Origin of the sequence: Streptomyces sp. NPDC014801 (assembly GCF_043082085.1) — a bacterium.
In the GTDB taxonomy this organism is placed as follows: Bacteria; Actinomycetota; Actinomycetes; order Streptomycetales; family Streptomycetaceae; genus Streptomyces.
Window position 1 is genome coordinate 82,892 of the sequence record NZ_JBIBXG010000008.1, and the last position, 18,452, is coordinate 101,343.

The following is an 18,452-nucleotide window of genomic DNA, read 5'->3' on the forward strand; positions in this document are numbered from 1 at the left end:
GCGTCCCGCGACGGCCCGGGAGCCGGGACCGCTCGTCGTGCCGTGCCCGCCCCGCGGATCTGGCGGCGCGGCGGACCTACTGCTGCGGGCGCAGGGTCACCAGGAGATGGCCGTCCGTCGTGCGGACCTCGTAGCGGGCGATCTGGTCGGGGTGGAAGGCGGCACTGCCCTCCATCGTGGCCGTGCGGCCGCCGCCGCCCGGGGCGCTCCAGGTGCTGACCGTCTGTTCCGAGCCGTCGCGGCCGATCACGACCAGGCGGCAGGAGCGGGTACCGGCCGCGTCCTTGACCTTCAGCTGCACCTGGCTGCCCCAGTCCTCGTCGTGCGTGGTCACCTGCGCCCACACCCCCGACCGCGGGTCCGTCGCGGACAGCGGCGCAGCCCCCTCGCCGCCGCTCGACAGCACGGCCACCGCCGGTGCGGTCAGCCCGACGACGAGGGCCGCGGCGACGGCGTACAGCAGGCGCCGGCGGGCGGAGCGCCGGCGGCGGCCGATCTCGGTGAGCAGCCGGTCCAGCACCCGGTCCCCCGGCGCCGCGAGCGGGTGCACGAATCGCGGGGTCGCCCGCCGGTACAGCAGCAACTGCCGTGTCACCGGGCCGAATTCGGTCACCTGCGCCGAGCAGCTCGCGCACTCCATGAGGTGATCCTCGAAGCGGAAGGCCTCCGCCTCGTCCAGCACGCCGAGCGCGTAGGCGGCGACGTCGCGATGCCGTTCCAGGGACCTCATGCGAATCCTCGTGCCGTTGGGTGCGGGTGGGGTCACTCCTTGCACCCATCGGTACGGACCACAGCACCGATTCACTCAAGCCACGCACGGAATTCGCCACCGGTGATTCGGAGCGGCGCGGCCCCCGGATTGGTCCGGGAGCGGAAAAAATCCCGGCGGGGGAGGAGCGGGCGGGCCGCGCCGGTCAGAAGAGGTGGATCGCCAGGTGCCCGAGCGGCAGCCCGAGCTGCCACGCCGGTGTCCACACCTTCGGTGCGTCGTCCTCGCCGAGCGCCCCCGCCCCGCCCGGCACGGCGTTCAGGTCGGGCGCCAGCAGCTCGGTCTCCTCCAGCCAGCGCCACGCCGCCCGGGCCAGCGCGAGGTCCGGCGTGGCGGAGCCCTCGGAGGCGAGCGCCGCCATCCGCTCGCGGACCCAGTCCTGCCACGGCTGGTCGTACGCCGTCAGCGACAGCCAGGTCTCCAGCTGGGTGACCACCCGGATGCCGGACAGCTCGCCCTCCGTGTCGGACAGGAAGACGGTCAGGGCCAGCGCGTCGCGCCCGGCGCGGAACTCGAACGACGTCGGCGGCATCAGATCGCCGGTGCGCAGCAGCTCGTCGGCGATGTACTCGGCGTACAGCCAGGCCATGGGGACGGTCAGTTCCCCGCCGTCGGCGCCGTCCGTGCCCTGGTGACCTCTGTGCAGCATCCCTTCCTGCCTTCCTCCGGTGTCGCGCGTCGCCCGGTGCGGGCCCTCGTCCGGAACACGGATGAAGACAGCCGATTACTCAACCATGGTCAGCAGCAGGCGTTTTGCCAAGCCTTGACCTGGTGGTCGGTTTCACCGCAGGTCGGCCGCGTATCCCGCGAGCTCCCGGCGCAGGGCGCGCAGCGCGTAGAACGCGCGGGACTTCACGGTACCGGGCGGAATCCCCAGCTCCGTCGCTGCTTCCGCCACACTGGCCCCCTGCAGATACACGAGTACCAGCACGTCACGGTGGTGCGGAGTGAGTGTCTTCACAGCGCGCCGTACGTCGAGGGCGGCGGCCGACCGTTCGGCGTGATCGGCGCACACCGGGGCGTGCCCCTGATCCAGCGCCGCGTCGCACACCTCCGCCGGCCGGGCCTGGCGGGCGCGTCGCGCGTCGATGGCCAGGCGCCGTCCGACGGTCATCAGCCAGGGCCGTACGGAGTCGAAGGCGTCGGCGCGCAGCGCCTCGGGGTGCTGCCAGGCGCGCACCAGGGTCTCCTGCACGAGGTCCTCGGCCCGCTGCCGGTCGCCGTCGCACAGCCGCAGCAGCAGCGCGAACAGGGGCCGGCCGTGCTCGCGCTGGAGGGCGGCGAGTTCGTGCTCGGCGGTCGTCGCGCGGGCGGTGAGGGTGTTTCCGGCCGTCATGGCCGTATGGCACCGCAGGGCACCGGTCGCGCACAGGGTCGGTGCACGCCTGTGCGGCGGGCGGTCGATCGCGTCGCTGAACGGTGCGACGAACGGTCGCCTCCTCCCGTCGGCGGACACCGGACGGGTCACATCGGTTGACACCGGACGGGTCAAAGGGGCGTCCGGGCCGTTTGCGACGGGCGGCCCCCTCATACCTATTCGTAGGTAAATGTGACCACGCAGGGGTGAGTGATGATCGCAAGCGCACGCGCACGCAGACGACTGCTGGCACTGGCTCTGACGGCCGTACTCGCCGCGGGGGCCGCCTGTCAGGCCCATGAGCGCGAGCAGGCCGGGCGTCCGGCCCCGCCGGGCGGTGTGCGCGGCTTCACCCTCGTCGCCTCCGGGGACGTCCTGCCGCACGCCTCGATCATCGAACGGGCCCGCTTCGACGCCGGCGGCAGCGGCTACGACTTCCGGCCGATGCTCGCGGGCGCCCGGCCGCTGGTCGCGCCCGCCGGTCTCGCCCTGTGCCACATGGCGACCGTCTACGGCGCGAACGGCGACTACACCAGCCGTCCCCTCTTCAAGTCCCCGCCCGAGGTCGCCCAGGCTCTCGCCGCCACCGGCTACGACAGCTGCTCCACCGCCTCCGACCACAGCCTCGACGACGGCACGGAGGGCATCCGGCGCACCCTGGAGACGCTCGACGGCAACGGCGTCAAGCACGTCGGGTCGGCGCGCACGGTGGCGGAGGCGAACTCCGTGACCATGCTGCGGGCCGGCCCGGCGAAGGTCGCCCACCTGGCCTACACGCAGGGCACCGGCGACTTCGCGCCGCCGGCCGGGCAGCCGTGGGCGGTCAGCCTCCTCGACGAGGGCAAGATCGTCGCCGACGCCCGGGCCGCCCGCAAGGCCGGCGCCGACGTGGTCGTGGTCTCGCTGAACTGGGGCACCGCCTGGCAGGACGCCCCCGACGATCGCCAGCTCGCCCTGGCCCGCCGGCTCACCGCCTCCCGCGACGGCGGCCGCCCCGACATCGACCTGATCCTCGGCACCCACGCCCACGTCCCGCAGGCGTACGAGAAGGTCAACGGCACCTGGGTGGCCTACGGGCTGGGCGACGAGGTGGCCGGCGAGATGTACAACGACCAGGGCGTCCAGGATCCGCGCGGCAACGAGTCCACCCTCGGCCGCTTCACCTTCGTACCGCCGAAGCGGCCGGGCGGGCGCTGGGAGGTGACCCGCGCCGAGTTCGTCCCGCTGTTCTTCGACGTGGACGCCGGCCGCGTGGTGAACCTCAACCGCGCCCTCGCCGAGGGCGCGGAGGTGCGCTCGGTCCGCGACCGGATCCGCGAGGTGGTGCTCAGCCGCGGCGCCGTCAAGGACGGGCTGGTGATGGGCCAGTAGGCGGCAGGCCCGCGCGGCCCGGGACGCGCCCGGCGCCGGCGCGGCCCGAGGCGTCGGTGGGCGCCTCCGCGCCCCAGCGTGCCGGTGGGCGCCTCCGTGGCCCAGCGTGCCGGTCGACGATCGCGCGGCCGGGGAGGGTGGCGGCGGACACCCACAAAACCAGCCGCGTCAGTTGACGTCCACGTCGTCGAACACCCTCAGCATCGCGCCGAGGACGCGCAGGCAGGCCGTCACGTCCTGCTCGGTGAGGTCGCCGCCGACCTGCCGCAGCAGCGCGTGTTCACGGCCGAGCACGGCGGTGATCGCGGCCTGGCCCTCCGCCGTCAGGCGGATCAGCGAGGACCGCTGGTGCGCCGGGTTCGGGGTGGTCTCGACGAGCCCGCGCGCCGCGGCGTCGTTCACCATCCGCTGCACGAACTGCCGGCTCAGCGCCTGCGCCCGTCCCATCTGAGGCACCGTCATCGGGCCGTTGCGATGCAGCAGGGCCAGGACGGCCCGGACGCCGACGGAGAGCCCCTCGACGGCCTCCCCCTGCTCGACGGCCCGCTGGACGCGCCGGTACAGGGGTCCGACCACGTCGAACACCTCGGTGAGGCGCTCGGCGAGCGCGTCAGGCGCGAGGGGGCCGTCGAAAGGGGCCGCGGTGCGGTGGGCGGGGGCGTCGCCAGGTGTGTTCACCCTTCCATCATGACACCTTGGTTGTCATAGTCGCGAGAAGATGACACCTTGGTTGTCATGACTACCGCTTCGGATCTCCGCTTCTTCGCATCCGCCGACGGCGACCTCGCCTACCGCGACACGGGCCGGGGCGACCTGGTCGTCCTGCTCCACTCGGGGTTCGTCGACCACCGTCTCTACGACGACCACATCCCCGCCCTGGCCGAGCACCACCGGGTGATCGTCCCGGACGTCCGGGGGCACGGCTTCTCCGCCAACGCCACCCGCCCCTTCCGCTGGGCCGACGACCTGGCCGGCCTGCTGCGCCACCTCGACGCCGGCCCGGCCGTGCTGGTCGGCGTGTCGATGGGCGGCGGCATCGCCACCGACACCGTGCTGGAACACCCCGGCCTGGTCCGCGCCGTGGTCGCCTGCGCCGCCGCCACCAGCGACTTCGCCTACACCGATCCCTGGTACCAGGAGATCCAGGCCGAGTACGCCCGCACCCTGGCGGCCGGCGACCTCCAGGGCTGGCTCGCCGCCTTCCTGCGCGTCGTGCACGGCCCGCACCGCGAACCCGGCGACCTCGACCCCTCCCTCGCCCGCAGGCTCGGCGACATGGCCCTGCACACCATGGCCAAGCACACGCCGGGCGAGCCCGACCTGCGGGTGCCGGTCACCGACATCTGGGCCCGGGTCCCGAAGATCGACGTACCCGTCCTCACCGTCAACGGCACCCTCGAACCCGACGACCTGCTCGGCGCCGCCGAGCGCCTGGCCGGCACTGTCCGCGACGGCCGCTCGGCGGTCGTCGAGGGCGCCGGCCACTACGCCCTGCTGGAGAAGCCCCGCGAGTTCACCGCGATCCTTCTCGACTTCCTCCGCTCCCTGTAGCGGACCCCCTCCTGGCCAGCGCCGAGTGCTTGTAGGAGTAGGTGAAGTAGACCACGCAGCCGATCAGGAACCAGGCCGCGAAGCGCACCCAGGTCTCCCACATCAGGAAGGTGATCAGCCAGATCGAGAAGACGACGCCCGCGATCGGGATGACCGGCATCCACGGCGTACGGAAACTGCGCGGCAGTTCCGGGTGGCGGTAGCGCAGCACGATCACCGCCACGCACACCACCACGAACGCCAGCAGGATGCCGATGTTGGTCAGCTCGGCCGCCGAGCCGATCGGGACGAACCCGGCGATGGCGGCCGATGCCACCCCGACGATCCAGGTGACGCGGGTCGGCACATGGCGGGTCGGGTGCGTCTTGGCGAACCAGGCGGGCAGCAGACCGTCGCGGGACATGGAGAACCACACCCGCGTCACGCCCAGCATGAACGTGAACATCACGGTGAGGATGCCGATGATCGCGCCCACCGCGATCACGTCCGCGAGCCGGTCCAGGCCCACCGACTTGAACGCCGTGGAGAAACCGCTCTTCGGGTCGATCTCCTTGTAGTTCTGCATGCCGGTCAGCACCAGGCAGGCCGCCACGTACAGCACCATCGAGATCACCAGCGAGTAGATGATCGCCTTCGGCATGTGCCGCTGGGCGTCCTTGGACTCCTCGGCCGCCGTCGACATGGCGTCGTAGCCGAAGACCGCGAAGAACACCGTGGCCGCGCCCGTGAAGGCACCGCTGATCCCGAACGGGAAGAACGGGTGGTAGTTCGACGAGTCGATGTGGAAGACGCCGACGCCGATCACCAGCAGCACGACCAGCACCTTCAGGACCACCACGAAGGTCTCGAACCGGGCCGCGCTGCGGATCCCCAGGTTCAGCAGCCAGGCGATCAGCAGACACAGCAGCGCCGCGAACAGGTCGACCTTGTGACCCGACCCGGTGCCCGGCGCGCCCAGCATCCAGTGCGGCAGCTTCGCGCCCATCTCCTCGACCAGGAAGCTGAAGTAGCCCGAGATGCCGATCGCGACGACCGCCACGATCGCGGTGTACTCCAGCAGCAGGTCCCAGCCGATGAACCAGCCCGCGAACTCCCCGAGCACCGCGTAGCCGTACGTGTACGCCGACCCCGCCTTCGGGATCAGCCCGGCGAACTCGGCGTACGACAGTGCCGCGCAGGCGCTCGCCACGCCGGCGATCAGGAACGAGATCAGCACCGCGGGCCCCGCCGTGCCGTTGGCCACCGTGCCCGCCAGCGTGAAGATGCCGGCGCCGATGATGCCGCCGACGCCGATCGCGGTCAGCTGGGTCAGGCCGAGCGACCTGTCCAGCCGTGCGCCCTCCTGGACTTCCGTCTCCTCGATGTGCTCGATCGGTTTGCGACGGAGAATGCCTTCGCCCGTCCGGAGCCCGGCCATGCGCCTCACCTCTTCACGATCGGCAAACGGCTGACGGCGGATCATGATGGCTCACCCCACCCGTCCTGGGAAGACGCCACGCACGAGGTCGGCACGGCCGGGCCGGTGCGGGGGTCGTCCGATCGGACGACACGGAGGTCACACGATGCGCGCGCCGGGACGAGCCGGGACGCCGACCAGGACGGACGGGATCCGGGCGGAGGCTGGAGGCACAGCGCACCAGACGCTGAGCGGGACCCGGCAGCCAGGCCGCGGTCCGCACGACGCAACGACAGGGAGCCGTCCGGCATGCAGCACAAGGCCAAGAAGTTCTCCACGCGGGCCAAGGCCGTCACCTCCGCCGCCCTCCTCGCCGCCGTCGGCGCCGGAGTGGCCGGCGCCGTCTCCGCCTCCGCCGACACCCCGGCCGCCGCGCCCGCCGCGGCCCCGGCCGCCCTCAAGGACAAGGCCACCACGACCACCACCCACCTCACGGTCGACGCCGCCACCGACGCCGCCCGCGCCGCCCTGGACGCCGCGCGCAAGGAGGGCCAGCGGGTCAGCGTCGCCGTCGTCGACCGCAACGGCAACACGCTCGTCACCCTGCGCGGCGACGGCGCCGGCCCGCAGTCCTACGAGTCCGCCGTGAAGAAGGCGTACACCGCCGTCTCCTGGAACGCGCCCACGTCCGACCTGGTCAAGCGCCTGCAGAACGCGCCCACCCTCAAGGACATCCCCGGCACCCTGTTCCTCGCAGGCGGCGCCCCCGTGGCGTACGACAGCGCGCCGGTCGCGGGCATCGGTGTCGCGGGCGCCCCCTCCGGCGACCTGGACGAGAAGTTCGCACAGGCCGGCGTCGCCGCGATCAGCAACGGCCGCTGACCGCCAAGACCCCCGGGTGAGCGCCACCCCGACCGGGCCGCGCGCTCCCCGACCGGCGGCGCGCGGCCCCGTTCCCGCTGCGCGCCGCCGGCACACCCGCCCGAGCACCGCGCCGTCGCCCGTCCCGCCCGGGCACCGTGCCCTCGCAGTCCCCGAGCACCGCGCTCCCGCCCGCCGCCACCCCATGGAGGAGCTCCGTGGTCACCCTCCGGCTCAGTCCCGTCGCCGTCCTGCGGCGGAGCCCCTTCGTCACCCTGCGGCTCAGTCCCGTCGTCCGCCTGTGGAGGAGTCACCTCGTGTCCCGGACCGCCGCCGACCTCGCCCTGCTGGACGCCGCCCACCGCGGCGACACCGACGCCGTGCGGGCCGCCCTGGCCCACGGCGCCCGCCTGGAGACCCGCGACGACAGCGGCCGCACCCCGCTGCTGCGCGCCGCGCTCGCCGACCGGGTCGACGCCGCCCGCGTCCTGGTCGCCGCCGGCGCCGACGTGAACGCGCAGGACGACCGGCAGGACAGCCCCTGGCTGGTCACCGGGGTCACCGGCAGCGTCGCCATGATGCGCGCCCTGCTGCCCGGCGGCCCGGATCTGACGCTGACCAACCGCTTCGGCGGCATCAGCGTCATCCCGGCGAGCGAACGCGGCCACGTCGACTACGTCCGGGCCGTGCTGGCCGAGACGGACACCGACGTCGACCACGTCAACCGGCTCGGCTGGACGGCCCTGCTGGAGGCGGTGATCCTCGGCGACGGCGGCCGCACCCACCAGGAGGTCGTGGAGGTCCTGCTCGCCGCCGGCGCCGACCCCGCGCTCCCCGACGGCGACGGCGTCACCGCCCGCGAACACGCCGAACGCCGCGGCTTCACGGGCATCGCAACGCTGCTGCGCCACGCGGAAGCGGCCCGCCGGTGACCCGCCCGCGGCCCACATCAGGCCGCGCGGGTGCCGCGCTCGCCGCGACCGGCGCGGTGCCCCGCCTCGCCGCGGGTCGCCGCCCCCTCGTCGTCGCCGTCCTGCCGGCGGCTACGGCACCACCGTCACCGGCCACCGCCCCGCCTTCACCAGCCGGACGGCCACCGAGCCGATGATGCGGTGGCCCGCCTGCTCGGAGGCGCCCACCACCACCGCGTCCGCCTTGAGTTCGTCCGCCGCCTTCACCAGCCCGTTGTACGGGTCGCCGCGGAAGGTGTGGAACTCCCAGCGCACCTCGAATATCCCCTTGACCCGTTCGGCCGCCTCGCGGATCTGCGCCACGAGGTCCTCGGCGATCTCGTCGGTGGTCTCCGCCACCGGCACCCCGAGCGCCGCGCCGGCCGCCATCACCGGCTGCACGTACACGACGGCCAGCAGCGCGCGCTGCCGCCGGGCCAGGCCGCCGGCGTAGGCCGCGGCGCGCAGCGAGGAGTCGGAGCCGTCCACCCCGACCACGATGACCTTCGGCCCGTCGGTGCCCCGTTCGAACTGATGGGAGTCGAACTGGTGCGAGTGCTGTTCCGTCACGCCCCGAGGCTATCGGAGGCCGCGGCTCCGCCCGCCCGCCGGGACCGCTCGACGGGCGCACGGGCCCGCTCGACGGGCGCACGGGCCCGGCCCTTCCTACAGTCGGATGCATGAGTGCCACGGTGGAGGCACCCGCGGGCCGGGACGCCCCGGGACCGATACGGCCGTCCCGCAACGGCCTCCTCAGCCGGGTGCCGGAAGGCTTCGCGACCTTCTTCGGCGCCCTGGGCCTGCTGTGCGTCCTGCTGGCCCTCATCCCGCCGCTGCGCCGCCTGCTGCGCCCCGTCGTGCGCTTCCTGGACCTGCTGCTGGTCCCCATCAGCGCCAACCTCGCCTACGCGGTCTTCCTGTTCCTGCTGGCCGCCGCGACCGCCGCCCGCAAGAAGGTCGCCTGGTGGCTCGTCGTCGTCTACCTCGGCCTGGTCGTCCTCACCGACGTCCTCGGCGTCGCCGTCGGCCTGTACGCCGAGTCGCTGCCCTCCCTCGTGCTGTGCGCCCTCGCGCTGGCCCTGCTCGTCGTCGCACGCCGCGAGTTCTACGCCGCCTCCCGCAGAGCCGCCGTACGCCGCGCCCTGGCCGTACTGCTGGCCGGGCTGGCCGTGGCGATCCTCGTCGGCTGGGGCCTGGTGGAGCTCTTCCCCGGCACCCTGCCGCGCGGGCAGCGGCTGTCCTGGGCCGCCAACCGGGTCCTCGGCGGCCTGGTCTCGGCCGGCTCCTTCGACGGCCGCCCGCCGCGCGCCCTGTTCTTCCTGCTCGGCCTGTTCGGCGCGCTGGCCCTGCTGAACGCCGCCGCCACGCTGTTCCGCTCCCAGCGCCTCGAAGCCGCCCTGCACGACGACGAGGAGGAACGCATCCGCGCCCTGCTCGGCCGCTACGGCGAACAGGACTCCCTCGGCTACTTCGCCACCCGCCGCGACAAGGCCGTCGTGTTCTCACCCAGCGGCAAGGCCGCCGTCACCTACCGCGTCGAGGCCGGGGTGTGCCTGGCCAGCGGCGACCCCGTCGGCGACCGCGAGGCCTGGCCGCACGCCATCGCGGCCTGGCTGGACGTGGCCCGCCGGCACGCCTGGGCGCCCGCCGTGATGGGCGCCTCCGAGGAGGGCGCCACCGCCTACTCCCGCGCCGGGCTCGGCGCCCTGCAACTCGGCGACGAGGCCATCGTGCACGTGCACGCCTTCGACCTGGACGGCCGCGACATGCGCGTCACCCGGCAGGCCGTGCACCGGGTCCGCCGCACCGGCGCCACCTGCCGCATCCGCCGCCACGAGGCCCTCACCGACGCCGAGATGGAGGAGATCGTCGACCGCGCCGACACCTGGCGCGACACCGAGACCGAACGCGGCTTCTCCATGGCCCTGGACCGCCTCGGCGACCCCGACGACGGCGACTGCCTGCTGGTCGAGGCCTTCGGCGCGGACGGCCGGCTGATCGCCCTGCTCTCCTTCGTACCCTGGGGCCGCGACGGCGTCTCCCTGGACCTGATGCGCCGCGACCGCCGCGCCGCCCCCAACGGCGTCATGGAGTTCATGGTCGCCGAACTGTGCGCCGCCGCGCCCAAACTGGGCGTGCGCCGCATCTCCCTGAACTTCGCCGTCTTCCGCTCGGTGTTCGAGGAGGGCGCCCGCATCGGCGCCGGACCCGTCCTCAGGCTGTGGCGCCGGCTGCTGCTGTTCTTCTCCCGCTGGTGGCAGCTGGAGGCCCTGTACCGCTCCAACGCCAAGTACCACCCCGAGTGGTACCCGCGCTTCCTGTGCTACGGCGACGCCGCCGCCCTCGCCCGCATCGGCCTCGCCTCCGGCATCGCCGAGGGCTTCGTCCCCGTGCCGTCGCTGCGCAAGCTGTGGGGCAAGGCGCACCCGAAGGGGGTGCGGCGGCCCGCCACCACCGAGGGCCTGCCGCCGCTGTCGGCACTCGGTCTCGACGGAGGGGGCGAGACCGGGGTTGGCGGAGCGGACGCGGGCCTGCCCGAGCAGGTCCGCATCCGCCACCGCACCCTGGACCGGCTGCGCACCGCCGGCACCGACCCCTACCCGGTGGGCGTCCCGGCCCGCACCCACCCCCTCGCCGAGGTCCGCGAGGGCGAGGACGTCACCGTCGCCGGGCGGATCATGCTGATGCGCGACTTCGGCGGCATCGTCTTCGTCGTCCTGCGCGACTGGTCCGGCGACCACCAGCTCGCCCTCACCCGCACCGGAACCGGCACCGCCGCCCTCGCCCGCTTCCGCGCCGACACCGACATCGGCGACCACATCACCGCCACCGGCCGGGCCGGCACCAGCGACAAGGGCGAGGCGACCGTCTTCGTCACCTCCTGGCAGCTCACCGGCAAGTGCCTGCGCCCGCTGCCCGACAAGCGCCGCGGCCTGGCCGACCCCGAGGCCAAGGTGCGCCTGCGCTACCTCGACCTGGTCACCAGCCCCGCCGCCCGCGACGTCGTCCGCGCCCGTTCCACCGCCGTCCAGGCGCTGCGCCAGGGCCTGCTGGAGCGCGGCTTCCTCGAGGTCGAGACGCCGATGCTGCAGCAGATCCACGGCGGCGCCAACGCCCGCCCCTTCACCACCCACATCAACGCCTACGACCTCGACCTGTACCTGCGCATCGCGCCCGAGCTGTACCTGAAACGGCTGTGCGTGGGCGGCATGGAGAAGGTCTTCGAGATGGGCCGCACCTTCCGCAACGAGGGCGTCTCCTACAAGCACAATCCCGAGTTCACGATGCTGGAGGCCTACCAGGCGTACGCCGACTACGACGTGATGCTCGACCTGGTGCGCGAACTGATCCAGGGCGCGGCCACCGCCGCCTTCGGCTCGCCCGTGGCCCGCAAGGACGGCCGGGAGTACGACATCTCGGGCCTCTGGCCGGTCAAGACGGTGCACGGCGCGATCTCGGAGGCGCTCGGCGAGGAGATCGACGCCGGCACCGAGCTGGCCCGGCTGCACCTGCTGTGCGACCGCGCCGGCGTGCCGTACACCCAGGACGACGGGCGCGGCGACGTCGTGCTGGAGATGTACGAGCGGCTGGTGGAGGAGCGCACCCAGCTGCCCACCTTCTACAAGGACTTCCCGACCGACGTCTCCCCGCTCACCCGGCAGCACCGCACCGATCCGCGCCTGGCCGAACGCTGGGACCTGGTCGCCTTCGGCACCGAGCTGGGCACCGCCTACTCGGAGCTGACCGACCCGGTGGAGCAGCGCCGCCGCCTCACCGAACAGTCCCTGCTGGCCGCCGGCGGCGACCCGGAGGCCATGGAACTCGACGAGGACTTCCTGGACGCCCTGGAGTACGCCATGCCGCCCACCGGCGGCCTCGGCATCGGCGTCGACCGCCTGGTGATGTTCCTGACCGGCCTGACCATCCGAGAGACGCTGCCGTTCCCCCTGGTCCGCCGCCGCTGACGCTGCCTCCCCCTGGTCACGGCGCCGCCGGCCGGTCCCGCGCGGCCGTGGGTCCCACGGCCGGGCGTTGTTCCCGCGGGGCACCCGCCACTCGGCCGCACGTGCACCCGGCTGCTTGACCCGAGCGGGTGCTTTCCTGCCCCCGCCCCGGTGTCGTCGTGGTGCGCCGCCCGCCGCCCGGGCGACTGATTGGTCATGACGAAGGATCAGTTCCTCACCCGGCGCCGGGCGCTGCTCGCCGGCGCCGCCGCACTGGGGGCGGCCGGTGCCGCCGGTGCCGCCGGGCTGTTCGCCCTGGACGGCGCCGACGAGCCGGCACCCCCCGCCGCCCCGGCCGCGGGCGCCCCGGCGCAGCGGCCGCAGAATCCGTCCGCGTACCGCCTCCAGCCCCTGACCGGATACGGCCCGCCGCACGCGGCGCCGCGGCGCACGCCCGTGCGCCGCGAACCGCTGCTGAAGATCCCCGGTCGCGGCCGCACCATGTTCCTGACCTTCGACGACGGACCCGACCCGCACTACACCCCGCACATTCTGGACACCCTGCGCGAGCACGACGTGCGGGCCACGTTCTTCGTGTGCGGCGAACAGGCCGACTGGAACCGGGACCTGCTCGCGCGGATGGCCGACGAGGGCCACGTCGTCGGCAACCACACCTGGTCCCACCCGCTGCTCACCCAGCTCAGCCGCTCCCGGATCCGCAGCGAGATGGAGCGCACCAGCGACGTCATCGAGGAGGCCTACGGCGAGCGCCCGCGCTGGTTCCGCGCCCCGTACGGCGCCTGGAACCGGGCCGCTTTCCAGCTGGGCGCCGAGATGGGCATGGAGCCGCTCGCCTGGACCGTGGACACCGAGGATTGGACGACCCCCGGGACCTCCGCCATCGTCCGCGCGGTCGAGAGCGGTGCCGGGCCGGGCGTCGTGGTCCTCTCGCACGACGCCGGCGGCGACCGCTCGCAGAGCGTGAGCGCCCTGCGCCGCTATCTGCCGCAGCTGCTGGAGTCCGGCTACCGTCTCGCCGTGCCCAGCCGGCCCTACGCGTAAGGCGCGGGCCTTCGCCCGCCGGCCGGGACGTCCTCAGCGGACCTCGGCCAGGCGGGCGAAGACGACGACGTTCCCGTCGTAGCCGTTCTTCTTGGAAAAGCCGCCCCCGCACGTGATGACACGCAATTCCGGCGCGCCCTTGGAGGCGTAGACCCGGTCGCCGGGGAAGTCGGCCTTGGAGAACACCTCGACGCCGTAGATCTCGAACACCGCCGTTTTCCCGTCCTGGCGGTGGACTTCGACGCGGTTTCCCTTTTTCAGCGCGCCCAGCCCGTAGAAGACGGCGGGGCCCTGGGTGTTGTCGACATGGCCGACGACGACCGCGGTGCCCTTTTCCCCCGGCGAGACGCCGCCCGTGAACCAGCCCGCCAGATTCGGGTCCTCCGGCGGTGGCGCGTCGACCCAGCCGTCGGCGTCCAGACCGACCGGAATGACGGGCGCGTCCACCTGGATCGCGGGAATGCGCACCCGGTCGGCCACGGAGAACGGCAGCGGTTCGGGCGTACGGGCGAGGCTCCCGAGGACGCTGTGGCCGTCCGCGGCCGCCGCCGAGGCCGGCTGCGGCGGGCCCACGTCGAATTCCCCGGAGCCGTTGCGAATGAGCGCGAGACCGGTGAGCAGAACCAGCGCTATCACGCCCCAAGGGGCGCGCTTTTTCCGCCGCTCCTCCTCCTCGGCCAGTTCGGACAGCTCGGACGCAGACATTCGCCATCCCCTTTCGACACGGCCGTCGCCGCGTCACGGTGCGCATGGAAGAACGCTAAGTCCGGTGGGCGCGAGCGGCGAGGAGGCGGCAGCGAACGGGTGGCGCCGGTACCCTGTGTGCGCCATCCGTGGCGCCGCCCCGGGGAAACTTTCTGACGGTCCGTGACCTGCGCGAACATCCGGCCGCACACCTGCCGGACGGCGTGTCCTCTCACCGGGACGGACCATCCCCGACATGCGGGAGTCCGCACGGCATCCGAGGGTTTTTCCGGGAGACGCTTTCTCGCCGATCGACCGGGGACGGGTCCCGGGGCGTCTTCCGCGGAGGATCACATGCGCAACTCTCGTGCCCTGGCGGCCAGCGCCGCCGCGGTCGCCGCCCTCGGCCTCGCCGCCCCCACGGCCGTCGCGCGGGACGGCATGAACATCAACCCGAGCAACATCGTCGCCCTGCCCAGCGTCATCGCCCGCGGCGGGCAGCTCACCATCACCGTCGACGGCTGCCCCTCCGGCGGCACCGCCACCTCGGACGCCTTCCGGCCCACGCCGCTCACGCCCATCCACGGGGCCAACCAGACCGCGAAGGGCACCGCGACGGTCGACCGCGAGGCCCGCCCCGGCTCGCACAGCATCACCGTCAACTGCAACGGCCGGACCCTGACCAACCCGGCCGCCTTCACCGTCATCGGCGGTGTCCGCGGCGGCCTGGGCGGCAGCACCTCCAGCGGCGCCACCCCGACCGACATGGCGATCGGCGGCGGCCTCGTCGCCGCGGCGGTCATCGGCGGCGGAGTCTTCTGGATGCGGCGCCGCGCCGAGAAGCGCATCTGATCCCGCCCTTCCCCAGCCCGCGTACGCCTTCCCCTTCGCACCGCGCACGCGGCACGGTCGTCGCCCCGGACCCCACCGGAGTCCGGGGCGACGACCGGCTCAACTGCCGTTCTCGCGGCGGCGCCGGGTGAGGACGTACGCCGCGCCGGCCGACCCCGCGACCAGGGCGGCCCCCAGGCCGATCCGGCCCGCGCTGAAGGAGCCGACGCTGCCGCCCTCACCGGCGTGCACCCCGCGCGGCACCGTCGGCTGCAGCGGTTCCGGCGTCGGCGGGACCGGCCGCCGGCCGGCGATGGTCAGTCCCGTGGAGCCGCTCACCCCGTCGCAGGTGAACGTCACCTGGTAGACCGCGCCCGGACGCGCGTCCCAGTCGACGGTGGCCGTCGCCGACGAGGTGCGCGGCGCGATGGTGACCGTGTCGAACACTCCCGAGGTGACCGTGACCGCTCCCCGGCAGCCGCCGTTGTCGCGGTCGACTTGGAGGGTGACCTGCCCGCCGGCCGCGACGGTCGAGGGGACGACGGCGAACCCGAACGGGGTGATGGTGCCGATGTCGCTCTTCGCGACGGCACCCGGCGCGGTCAGGGCGAGGGCCCCCAGGCCCAGCAGTGCGGCCGAAGCGACGCGTATCGCGCGCATGTGTTTCCTCCGGTCCCGAGACGCAGCAGCGGATCCGTCTCCGCCTGCCGTGAAATGCACCTCGATGACCGAAACGCTAGGAACGGGCGTCCCTCCCCGCGATCGCAGTAGCGCGAACGGGTCAACGGTGTGGGCCACCCGGGCGACCGTGCCGCCGCCCGCGGGGGACGTCCCCGGCGTGGCGGCCTCGCAGCGGTGCCGTGGTGTGCGCGGGAGCGGGCGCCCCCGCGCACACCACGGCGGCGTCACCCCCTGGCGTGCGGGAAGAGGTTCAGCAGGGGTTCCATCGTGGCCGCCGTGTCGCGGCTGTACGGGGCGTCGAAGTCCCAGATGAGGAACAGCAGGAAGGCGATGAGGGCGGAGAAGAGCCCGGCGAGGATCAGCTCCCTCGGTGTGCGGCGGATCTGCAGCGCGAAGATCATGCCGATGGTGATCACCGCCCCGGTGATCAGGCCGAACCACACCACGCCCGGCATGGTCGGCGAGGTGGCGTTGGCGCGGGCGGTGCGGGCCTCGTCGGCGGCGGTGATCTGGTCGAGCAGCGGCTGGTAGGCCTGGGCCTCGAAGTCGGTGCGCGGCTGGTAGTCGGTGACGTCATGGCGGACCTGCGCGAGCAGCTCGTCGCCGCGCTCGGTCAGCTCGCCGTGGTCCTCCATCGCCTTCCACTCCTTGGTGGCGACGTGTCCGACATAGGCGTTGACATCCGCCCGGATCCGGTCACGGACGTCGACCGGGTAGACCCGGACCCGCTGGTCGATCTCGTGCAGCGCCTGCGCCTCCGCCTGGACGTGGTCCTGTGCGGCGCTGCGGGCCTCCCACACGCCCGCGATCGCCAGACCCAGGACGATGGCGTACACCACGCCGATCCACATCGTCATGTACTCGATGACGTCCGGGGTCTCACTGGGGTCCTCGTCGTCGGCCGCCCTCTTGTGGCGGACGAGGGTGATGACGACCACGACGACACCGGCGGCCAGCATCGCGAGGGTGAGAACAAGCCATTCCGGCAAGGGAGGTACCTCCAGGGCTCAGCGCGGTCGGAGCGCGGCGACGGCCACGATCGCGGGCACGGTGATGAGCAGGACATAGGTGACCGGCGAGACGCGGTGCTGCCGTTGCCGCCGGGGCGGTGAGGCGTGGTACCGCGGATAGCTCACCGGACTCGCGGACGGCCGAGGCGCGGGCCTCGGTGGCGGCGTGGGCGTCGGGGTGGGCGTGGGCGTGGGGGAGGGCGCCGCCTTCGGCGGGGGAGCCGGGGCCGGGCGCGCCGGGACGGGCCGCGGTGCCGGGGCCGGCGGCTCGGGCGCCGGCGGCGTGGGCCGCGGCTTCGGTGGCGGCGTCGGCTTGGGCGGCGGGGGCGGTGGGGGCGGTGGCGGTGGTGGGGGCGGTGGTGTGGGGGTGGGCGTCGGCGTGGGTGTCGGGCTCGGTGAGCACCCCGGGGGGATCGGCCACTGCGGACTGCCGGCCACCGCCACCGCCGTCACCCCGTCCGGTCCGGTGGAGGCCCAGGCGCAGGCGTCGGCCGCCGCCGTCCCGGCCGGCGCGCCCACGAGGAACCAGGTCAGGGTCACCACGGCCAACACCCGTGCGCCGGAGGCGGGTCGGGTCGGTTCGGGTCCATGCACGACGACGATCATGGGGTCCGCAGGCCGCCGCCATGCCCGGCCTGCGGGGGATTGCTCCGAACGAGGTAAGCCGGCGGGCCGGCGGGGCGCCGGGATGACGCTCAAGCGTCCGGTCGGGCGAACGCGCGTACGCCGGTGGATCGAGGGTCGGAATCACGAGTTCCGGAAACTTTTCCGCGTCGCCGTTGAACACGCCCCCCGCCCCCGTGCGTACCCCATGCCGTGCGGCGGCGCATCGGGTCGCCGCAACATCCTTGTGAACGTGGGGAGTTGACGATGAAGACCTCCTGGCGGAGCGCCTCGCTCGCAGCGGGCGCCGTAGCCGTGCTGGCGCTGACGACGGCGTGCGGTCAAGGCGGCGGTGGCACCCAGGCGGCCAGCCAGAACGTCGGTGCCACCGCCCCGGTCGGCGGCTACGGCACCGGTGGCGCCGGGTACGGCATCGGCAACGGATCCAGCGCCGGCCCGAGCGCCGCGGCGCAGGCCCGCCCCGCCCCCGCGGGCAAGCTGACCGTCACCGACAACGCCGAGCTGGGCAAGGTGCTCACCGACGGCTCGGGACGCACCCTGTACCGCTTCGACGAGGACACCGCCGAGCCGTCCAAGTCCTCCTGCGACGGCGACTGCGCCAAGGTGTGGCCGCCCGTGCCCGCCGACGACGTCACCGCCGGCGCCGGCATCGAGCCCTCGGAACTCGGCGAGGTCACCCGGTCCGACGGCACCAAGCAGCTCACCATCGGCGGCTGGCCGGCCTACCGCTACGCCAAGGACACCAAGGCGGGGGAGGTGAAGGGCCAGGGGCTCAAGGGCAAGTGGTTCGCCCTCGCCCCCGACGGCAAGAAGGCGAAGGCGTCCGAACTGCCTGGACTGTCCGTCCGCAAGGACCCCAATCTGGGGGAGATCGTCGTCGACCGCAACGGCATGACCGTCTACCGCTTCCTGAAGGACCAGGCCTGGCCCAAGCCGGTGTCCGCCTGCACCGGCGCCTGCCTGGACAAGTGGCCGGCCGTCGAGCCGGTCGCCGCGGCCGACACCCAGGGCGTGAAGAAGAAGGGCCTGATGAGCTTCACCCGCCCCGACGGCGTCAAACAGCAGACGGTCAACTGCTGGCCCGTCTACACCTTCTCCGGTGACAAGGCCCCCGGGGACATCAACGGTCAGGGCGTCGGCGGCACCTGGTACGCCGTCGCACCCGACGGAAAGCCGGTCGGCGCGCCGAAGAAGTAACGGATCACACCTCCCCAGGGTGACCGCCCCCTCGCCCGGGCGGCGCGCACGGCCCCGGTCCGCCCCCACCGCCCCGAGCGGTGGGGGCGGACCGCTGTGCCCGGCGCCCGGTACCCTGCGCAGCACCCCGGACACCGGCCGTAGTGGCGCGGGCGGCCGCCGCA

At 73.6% G+C, this 18,452-nt stretch carries 18 protein-coding genes; 8 read left to right on the top strand and 10 right to left on the bottom strand.

Going from position 1 to position 18,452, the window contains the following annotated elements:
• Positions 1 to 76: 76 nt before the first annotated feature.
• The 3 genes from ACF1AL_RS20215 to ACF1AL_RS20225 all read right to left on the bottom strand — a co-directional run bounded on the left by ACF1AL_RS20215 (position 77) and on the right by ACF1AL_RS20225 (position 2,105).
• A complete protein-coding gene (locus ACF1AL_RS20215) occupies positions 77 to 730 on the bottom strand; it encodes a zf-HC2 domain-containing protein (RefSeq protein ID WP_386584530.1) in 654 nt (217 codons plus the stop codon).
• A gap of 184 nt (positions 731 to 914) precedes the next feature.
• Entirely contained in the window at positions 915 to 1,418 is a 504-nt protein-coding gene (locus ACF1AL_RS20220) for a hypothetical protein (RefSeq protein ID WP_391699917.1), read from the bottom strand.
• Between the two features lie 132 nt (positions 1,419 to 1,550).
• Positions 1,551 to 2,105, bottom strand: coding sequence for a sigma-70 family RNA polymerase sigma factor (locus tag ACF1AL_RS20225; RefSeq protein WP_391659763.1), 555 nt, complete (start codon positions 2,103 to 2,105; stop codon positions 1,551 to 1,553).
• A 234-nt stretch (positions 2,106 to 2,339) separates the two neighbouring features.
• Between ACF1AL_RS20225 and ACF1AL_RS20230 the strand changes: the two genes are divergently transcribed.
• Positions 2,340 to 3,497: a CapA family protein gene (locus ACF1AL_RS20230; RefSeq protein ID WP_391699920.1), complete on the top strand. Its 1,158-nt coding sequence runs from the start codon at positions 2,340 to 2,342 to the stop codon at positions 3,495 to 3,497.
• A gap of 168 nt (positions 3,498 to 3,665) precedes the next feature.
• Here the strand turns inward: ACF1AL_RS20230 and ACF1AL_RS20235 are convergent, their stop codons facing one another.
• Positions 3,666 to 4,175 carry a MarR family winged helix-turn-helix transcriptional regulator gene (locus ACF1AL_RS20235; protein WP_391699923.1) on the bottom strand — a complete coding sequence of 170 codons (510 nt, stop codon included), beginning with the start codon at positions 4,173 to 4,175 and terminating at the stop codon, positions 3,666 to 3,668.
• Between the two features lie 57 nt (positions 4,176 to 4,232).
• On the opposite strand from ACF1AL_RS20235, the gene ACF1AL_RS20240 reads away from it, so the two are divergent.
• Positions 4,233 to 5,048 (top strand): alpha/beta fold hydrolase, encoded by an 816-nt coding sequence (locus tag ACF1AL_RS20240; protein WP_391699926.1) that lies wholly within the window; start codon positions 4,233 to 4,235, stop codon positions 5,046 to 5,048.
• On the opposite strand, the gene ACF1AL_RS20245 is transcribed toward ACF1AL_RS20240, so the two are convergent.
• The gene (locus tag ACF1AL_RS20245; protein ID WP_366835040.1) at positions 5,011 to 6,465 is read right to left on the bottom strand and encodes an amino acid permease; all 1,455 of its coding nucleotides are present in this window, start codon (positions 6,463 to 6,465) and stop codon (positions 5,011 to 5,013) included. The genes ACF1AL_RS20240 and ACF1AL_RS20245 overlap by 38 nt on opposite strands.
• A gap of 288 nt (positions 6,466 to 6,753) precedes the next feature.
• Here ACF1AL_RS20245 and ACF1AL_RS20250 point away from each other — a divergent pair, with 288 nt between their 5' ends.
• Together ACF1AL_RS20250 and ACF1AL_RS20255 are read left to right on the top strand one after the other, a co-directional pair.
• The gene (locus ACF1AL_RS20250; RefSeq protein WP_391699930.1) at positions 6,754 to 7,326 is read left to right on the top strand and encodes a heme-binding protein; all 573 of its coding nucleotides are present in this window, start codon (positions 6,754 to 6,756) and stop codon (positions 7,324 to 7,326) included.
• Positions 7,327 to 7,622: 296 nt separating this feature from the next.
• Positions 7,623 to 8,237 carry an ankyrin repeat domain-containing protein gene (locus tag ACF1AL_RS20255; protein WP_366835073.1) on the top strand — a complete coding sequence of 205 codons (615 nt, stop codon included), beginning with the start codon at positions 7,623 to 7,625 and terminating at the stop codon, positions 8,235 to 8,237.
• 111 nt (positions 8,238 to 8,348) lie between these two features.
• Here the strand turns inward: ACF1AL_RS20255 and ACF1AL_RS20260 are convergent, their stop codons facing one another.
• Complete coding sequence (locus ACF1AL_RS20260; protein ID WP_366835042.1) at positions 8,349 to 8,825, bottom strand: universal stress protein; 477 nt, start codon at positions 8,823 to 8,825, stop codon at positions 8,349 to 8,351.
• Between the two features lie 110 nt (positions 8,826 to 8,935).
• Here ACF1AL_RS20260 and lysX point away from each other — a divergent pair, with 110 nt between their 5' ends.
• Positions 8,936 to 12,220, top strand: coding sequence for a bifunctional lysylphosphatidylglycerol synthetase/lysine--tRNA ligase LysX (gene lysX / locus ACF1AL_RS20265; protein WP_391826761.1), 3,285 nt, complete (start codon positions 8,936 to 8,938; stop codon positions 12,218 to 12,220).
• A 195-nt stretch (positions 12,221 to 12,415) separates the two neighbouring features.
• Complete coding sequence (locus tag ACF1AL_RS20270; RefSeq protein ID WP_366835044.1) at positions 12,416 to 13,261, top strand: polysaccharide deacetylase family protein; 846 nt, start codon at positions 12,416 to 12,418, stop codon at positions 13,259 to 13,261.
• Positions 13,262 to 13,294: 33 nt separating this feature from the next.
• Here the strand turns inward: ACF1AL_RS20270 and ACF1AL_RS20275 are convergent, their stop codons facing one another.
• Positions 13,295 to 13,966, bottom strand: coding sequence for a class F sortase (locus ACF1AL_RS20275; RefSeq protein WP_366835045.1), 672 nt, complete (start codon positions 13,964 to 13,966; stop codon positions 13,295 to 13,297).
• A 333-nt stretch (positions 13,967 to 14,299) separates the two neighbouring features.
• On the opposite strand from ACF1AL_RS20275, the gene ACF1AL_RS20280 reads away from it, so the two are divergent.
• Positions 14,300 to 14,797: a hypothetical protein gene (locus tag ACF1AL_RS20280; RefSeq protein ID WP_391699936.1), complete on the top strand. Its 498-nt coding sequence runs from the start codon at positions 14,300 to 14,302 to the stop codon at positions 14,795 to 14,797.
• A 99-nt stretch (positions 14,798 to 14,896) separates the two neighbouring features.
• Here the strand turns inward: ACF1AL_RS20280 and ACF1AL_RS20285 are convergent, their stop codons facing one another.
• The 3 genes from ACF1AL_RS20285 to ACF1AL_RS20295 all read right to left on the bottom strand — a co-directional run bounded on the left by ACF1AL_RS20285 (position 14,897) and on the right by ACF1AL_RS20295 (position 16,593).
• Positions 14,897 to 15,436 carry a hypothetical protein gene (locus ACF1AL_RS20285; RefSeq protein ID WP_391699939.1) on the bottom strand — a complete coding sequence of 180 codons (540 nt, stop codon included), beginning with the start codon at positions 15,434 to 15,436 and terminating at the stop codon, positions 14,897 to 14,899.
• A 245-nt stretch (positions 15,437 to 15,681) separates the two neighbouring features.
• Positions 15,682 to 16,446 carry a hypothetical protein gene (locus ACF1AL_RS20290; protein WP_384207548.1) on the bottom strand — a complete coding sequence of 255 codons (765 nt, stop codon included), beginning with the start codon at positions 16,444 to 16,446 and terminating at the stop codon, positions 15,682 to 15,684.
• A gap of 18 nt (positions 16,447 to 16,464) precedes the next feature.
• Positions 16,465 to 16,593: a hypothetical protein gene (locus ACF1AL_RS20295; protein WP_386417803.1), complete on the bottom strand. Its 129-nt coding sequence runs from the start codon at positions 16,591 to 16,593 to the stop codon at positions 16,465 to 16,467.
• Positions 16,594 to 17,337: 744 nt separating this feature from the next.
• On the opposite strand from ACF1AL_RS20295, the gene ACF1AL_RS20300 reads away from it, so the two are divergent.
• Positions 17,338 to 18,288: an SCO0930 family lipoprotein gene (locus tag ACF1AL_RS20300; protein WP_366842145.1), complete on the top strand. Its 951-nt coding sequence runs from the start codon at positions 17,338 to 17,340 to the stop codon at positions 18,286 to 18,288.
• Positions 18,289 to 18,452: the final 164 nt, after the last annotated feature.

What these genes read in the sequence shown, in the direction of transcription:
- lysX (WP_391826761.1), top strand. Translation starts at nt 8,936, where the DNA reads ATGAGTGCCACGGTGGAGGCACCCGCGGGCCGGGACGCCCCGGGACCG.
- ACF1AL_RS20240 (WP_391699926.1), top strand. Translation starts at nt 4,233, where the DNA reads ATGACTACCGCTTCGGATCTCCGCTTCTTCGCATCCGCCGACGGCGAC.
- ACF1AL_RS20275 (WP_366835045.1), bottom strand. Translation starts at nt 13,966, where the DNA reads ATGTCTGCGTCCGAGCTGTCCGAACTGGCCGAGGAGGAGGAGCGGCGG.
- ACF1AL_RS20280 (WP_391699936.1), top strand. Translation starts at nt 14,300, where the DNA reads ATGCGCAACTCTCGTGCCCTGGCGGCCAGCGCCGCCGCGGTCGCCGCC.
- ACF1AL_RS20230 (WP_391699920.1), top strand. Translation starts at nt 2,340, where the DNA reads ATGATCGCAAGCGCACGCGCACGCAGACGACTGCTGGCACTGGCTCTG.
- ACF1AL_RS20245 (WP_366835040.1), bottom strand. Translation starts at nt 6,465, where the DNA reads ATGGCCGGGCTCCGGACGGGCGAAGGCATTCTCCGTCGCAAACCGATC.
- ACF1AL_RS20270 (WP_366835044.1), top strand. Translation starts at nt 12,416, where the DNA reads ATGACGAAGGATCAGTTCCTCACCCGGCGCCGGGCGCTGCTCGCCGGC.
- ACF1AL_RS20300 (WP_366842145.1), top strand. Translation starts at nt 17,338, where the DNA reads ATGAAGACCTCCTGGCGGAGCGCCTCGCTCGCAGCGGGCGCCGTAGCC.
- ACF1AL_RS20215 (WP_386584530.1), bottom strand. Translation starts at nt 730, where the DNA reads ATGAGGTCCCTGGAACGGCATCGCGACGTCGCCGCCTACGCGCTCGGC.
- ACF1AL_RS20285 (WP_391699939.1), bottom strand. Translation starts at nt 15,436, where the DNA reads ATGCGCGCGATACGCGTCGCTTCGGCCGCACTGCTGGGCCTGGGGGCC.
- ACF1AL_RS20250 (WP_391699930.1), top strand. Translation starts at nt 6,754, where the DNA reads ATGCAGCACAAGGCCAAGAAGTTCTCCACGCGGGCCAAGGCCGTCACC.
- ACF1AL_RS20220 (WP_391699917.1), bottom strand. Translation starts at nt 1,418, where the DNA reads ATGCTGCACAGAGGTCACCAGGGCACGGACGGCGCCGACGGCGGGGAA.
- ACF1AL_RS20225 (WP_391659763.1), bottom strand. Translation starts at nt 2,105, where the DNA reads ATGACGGCCGGAAACACCCTCACCGCCCGCGCGACGACCGCCGAGCAC.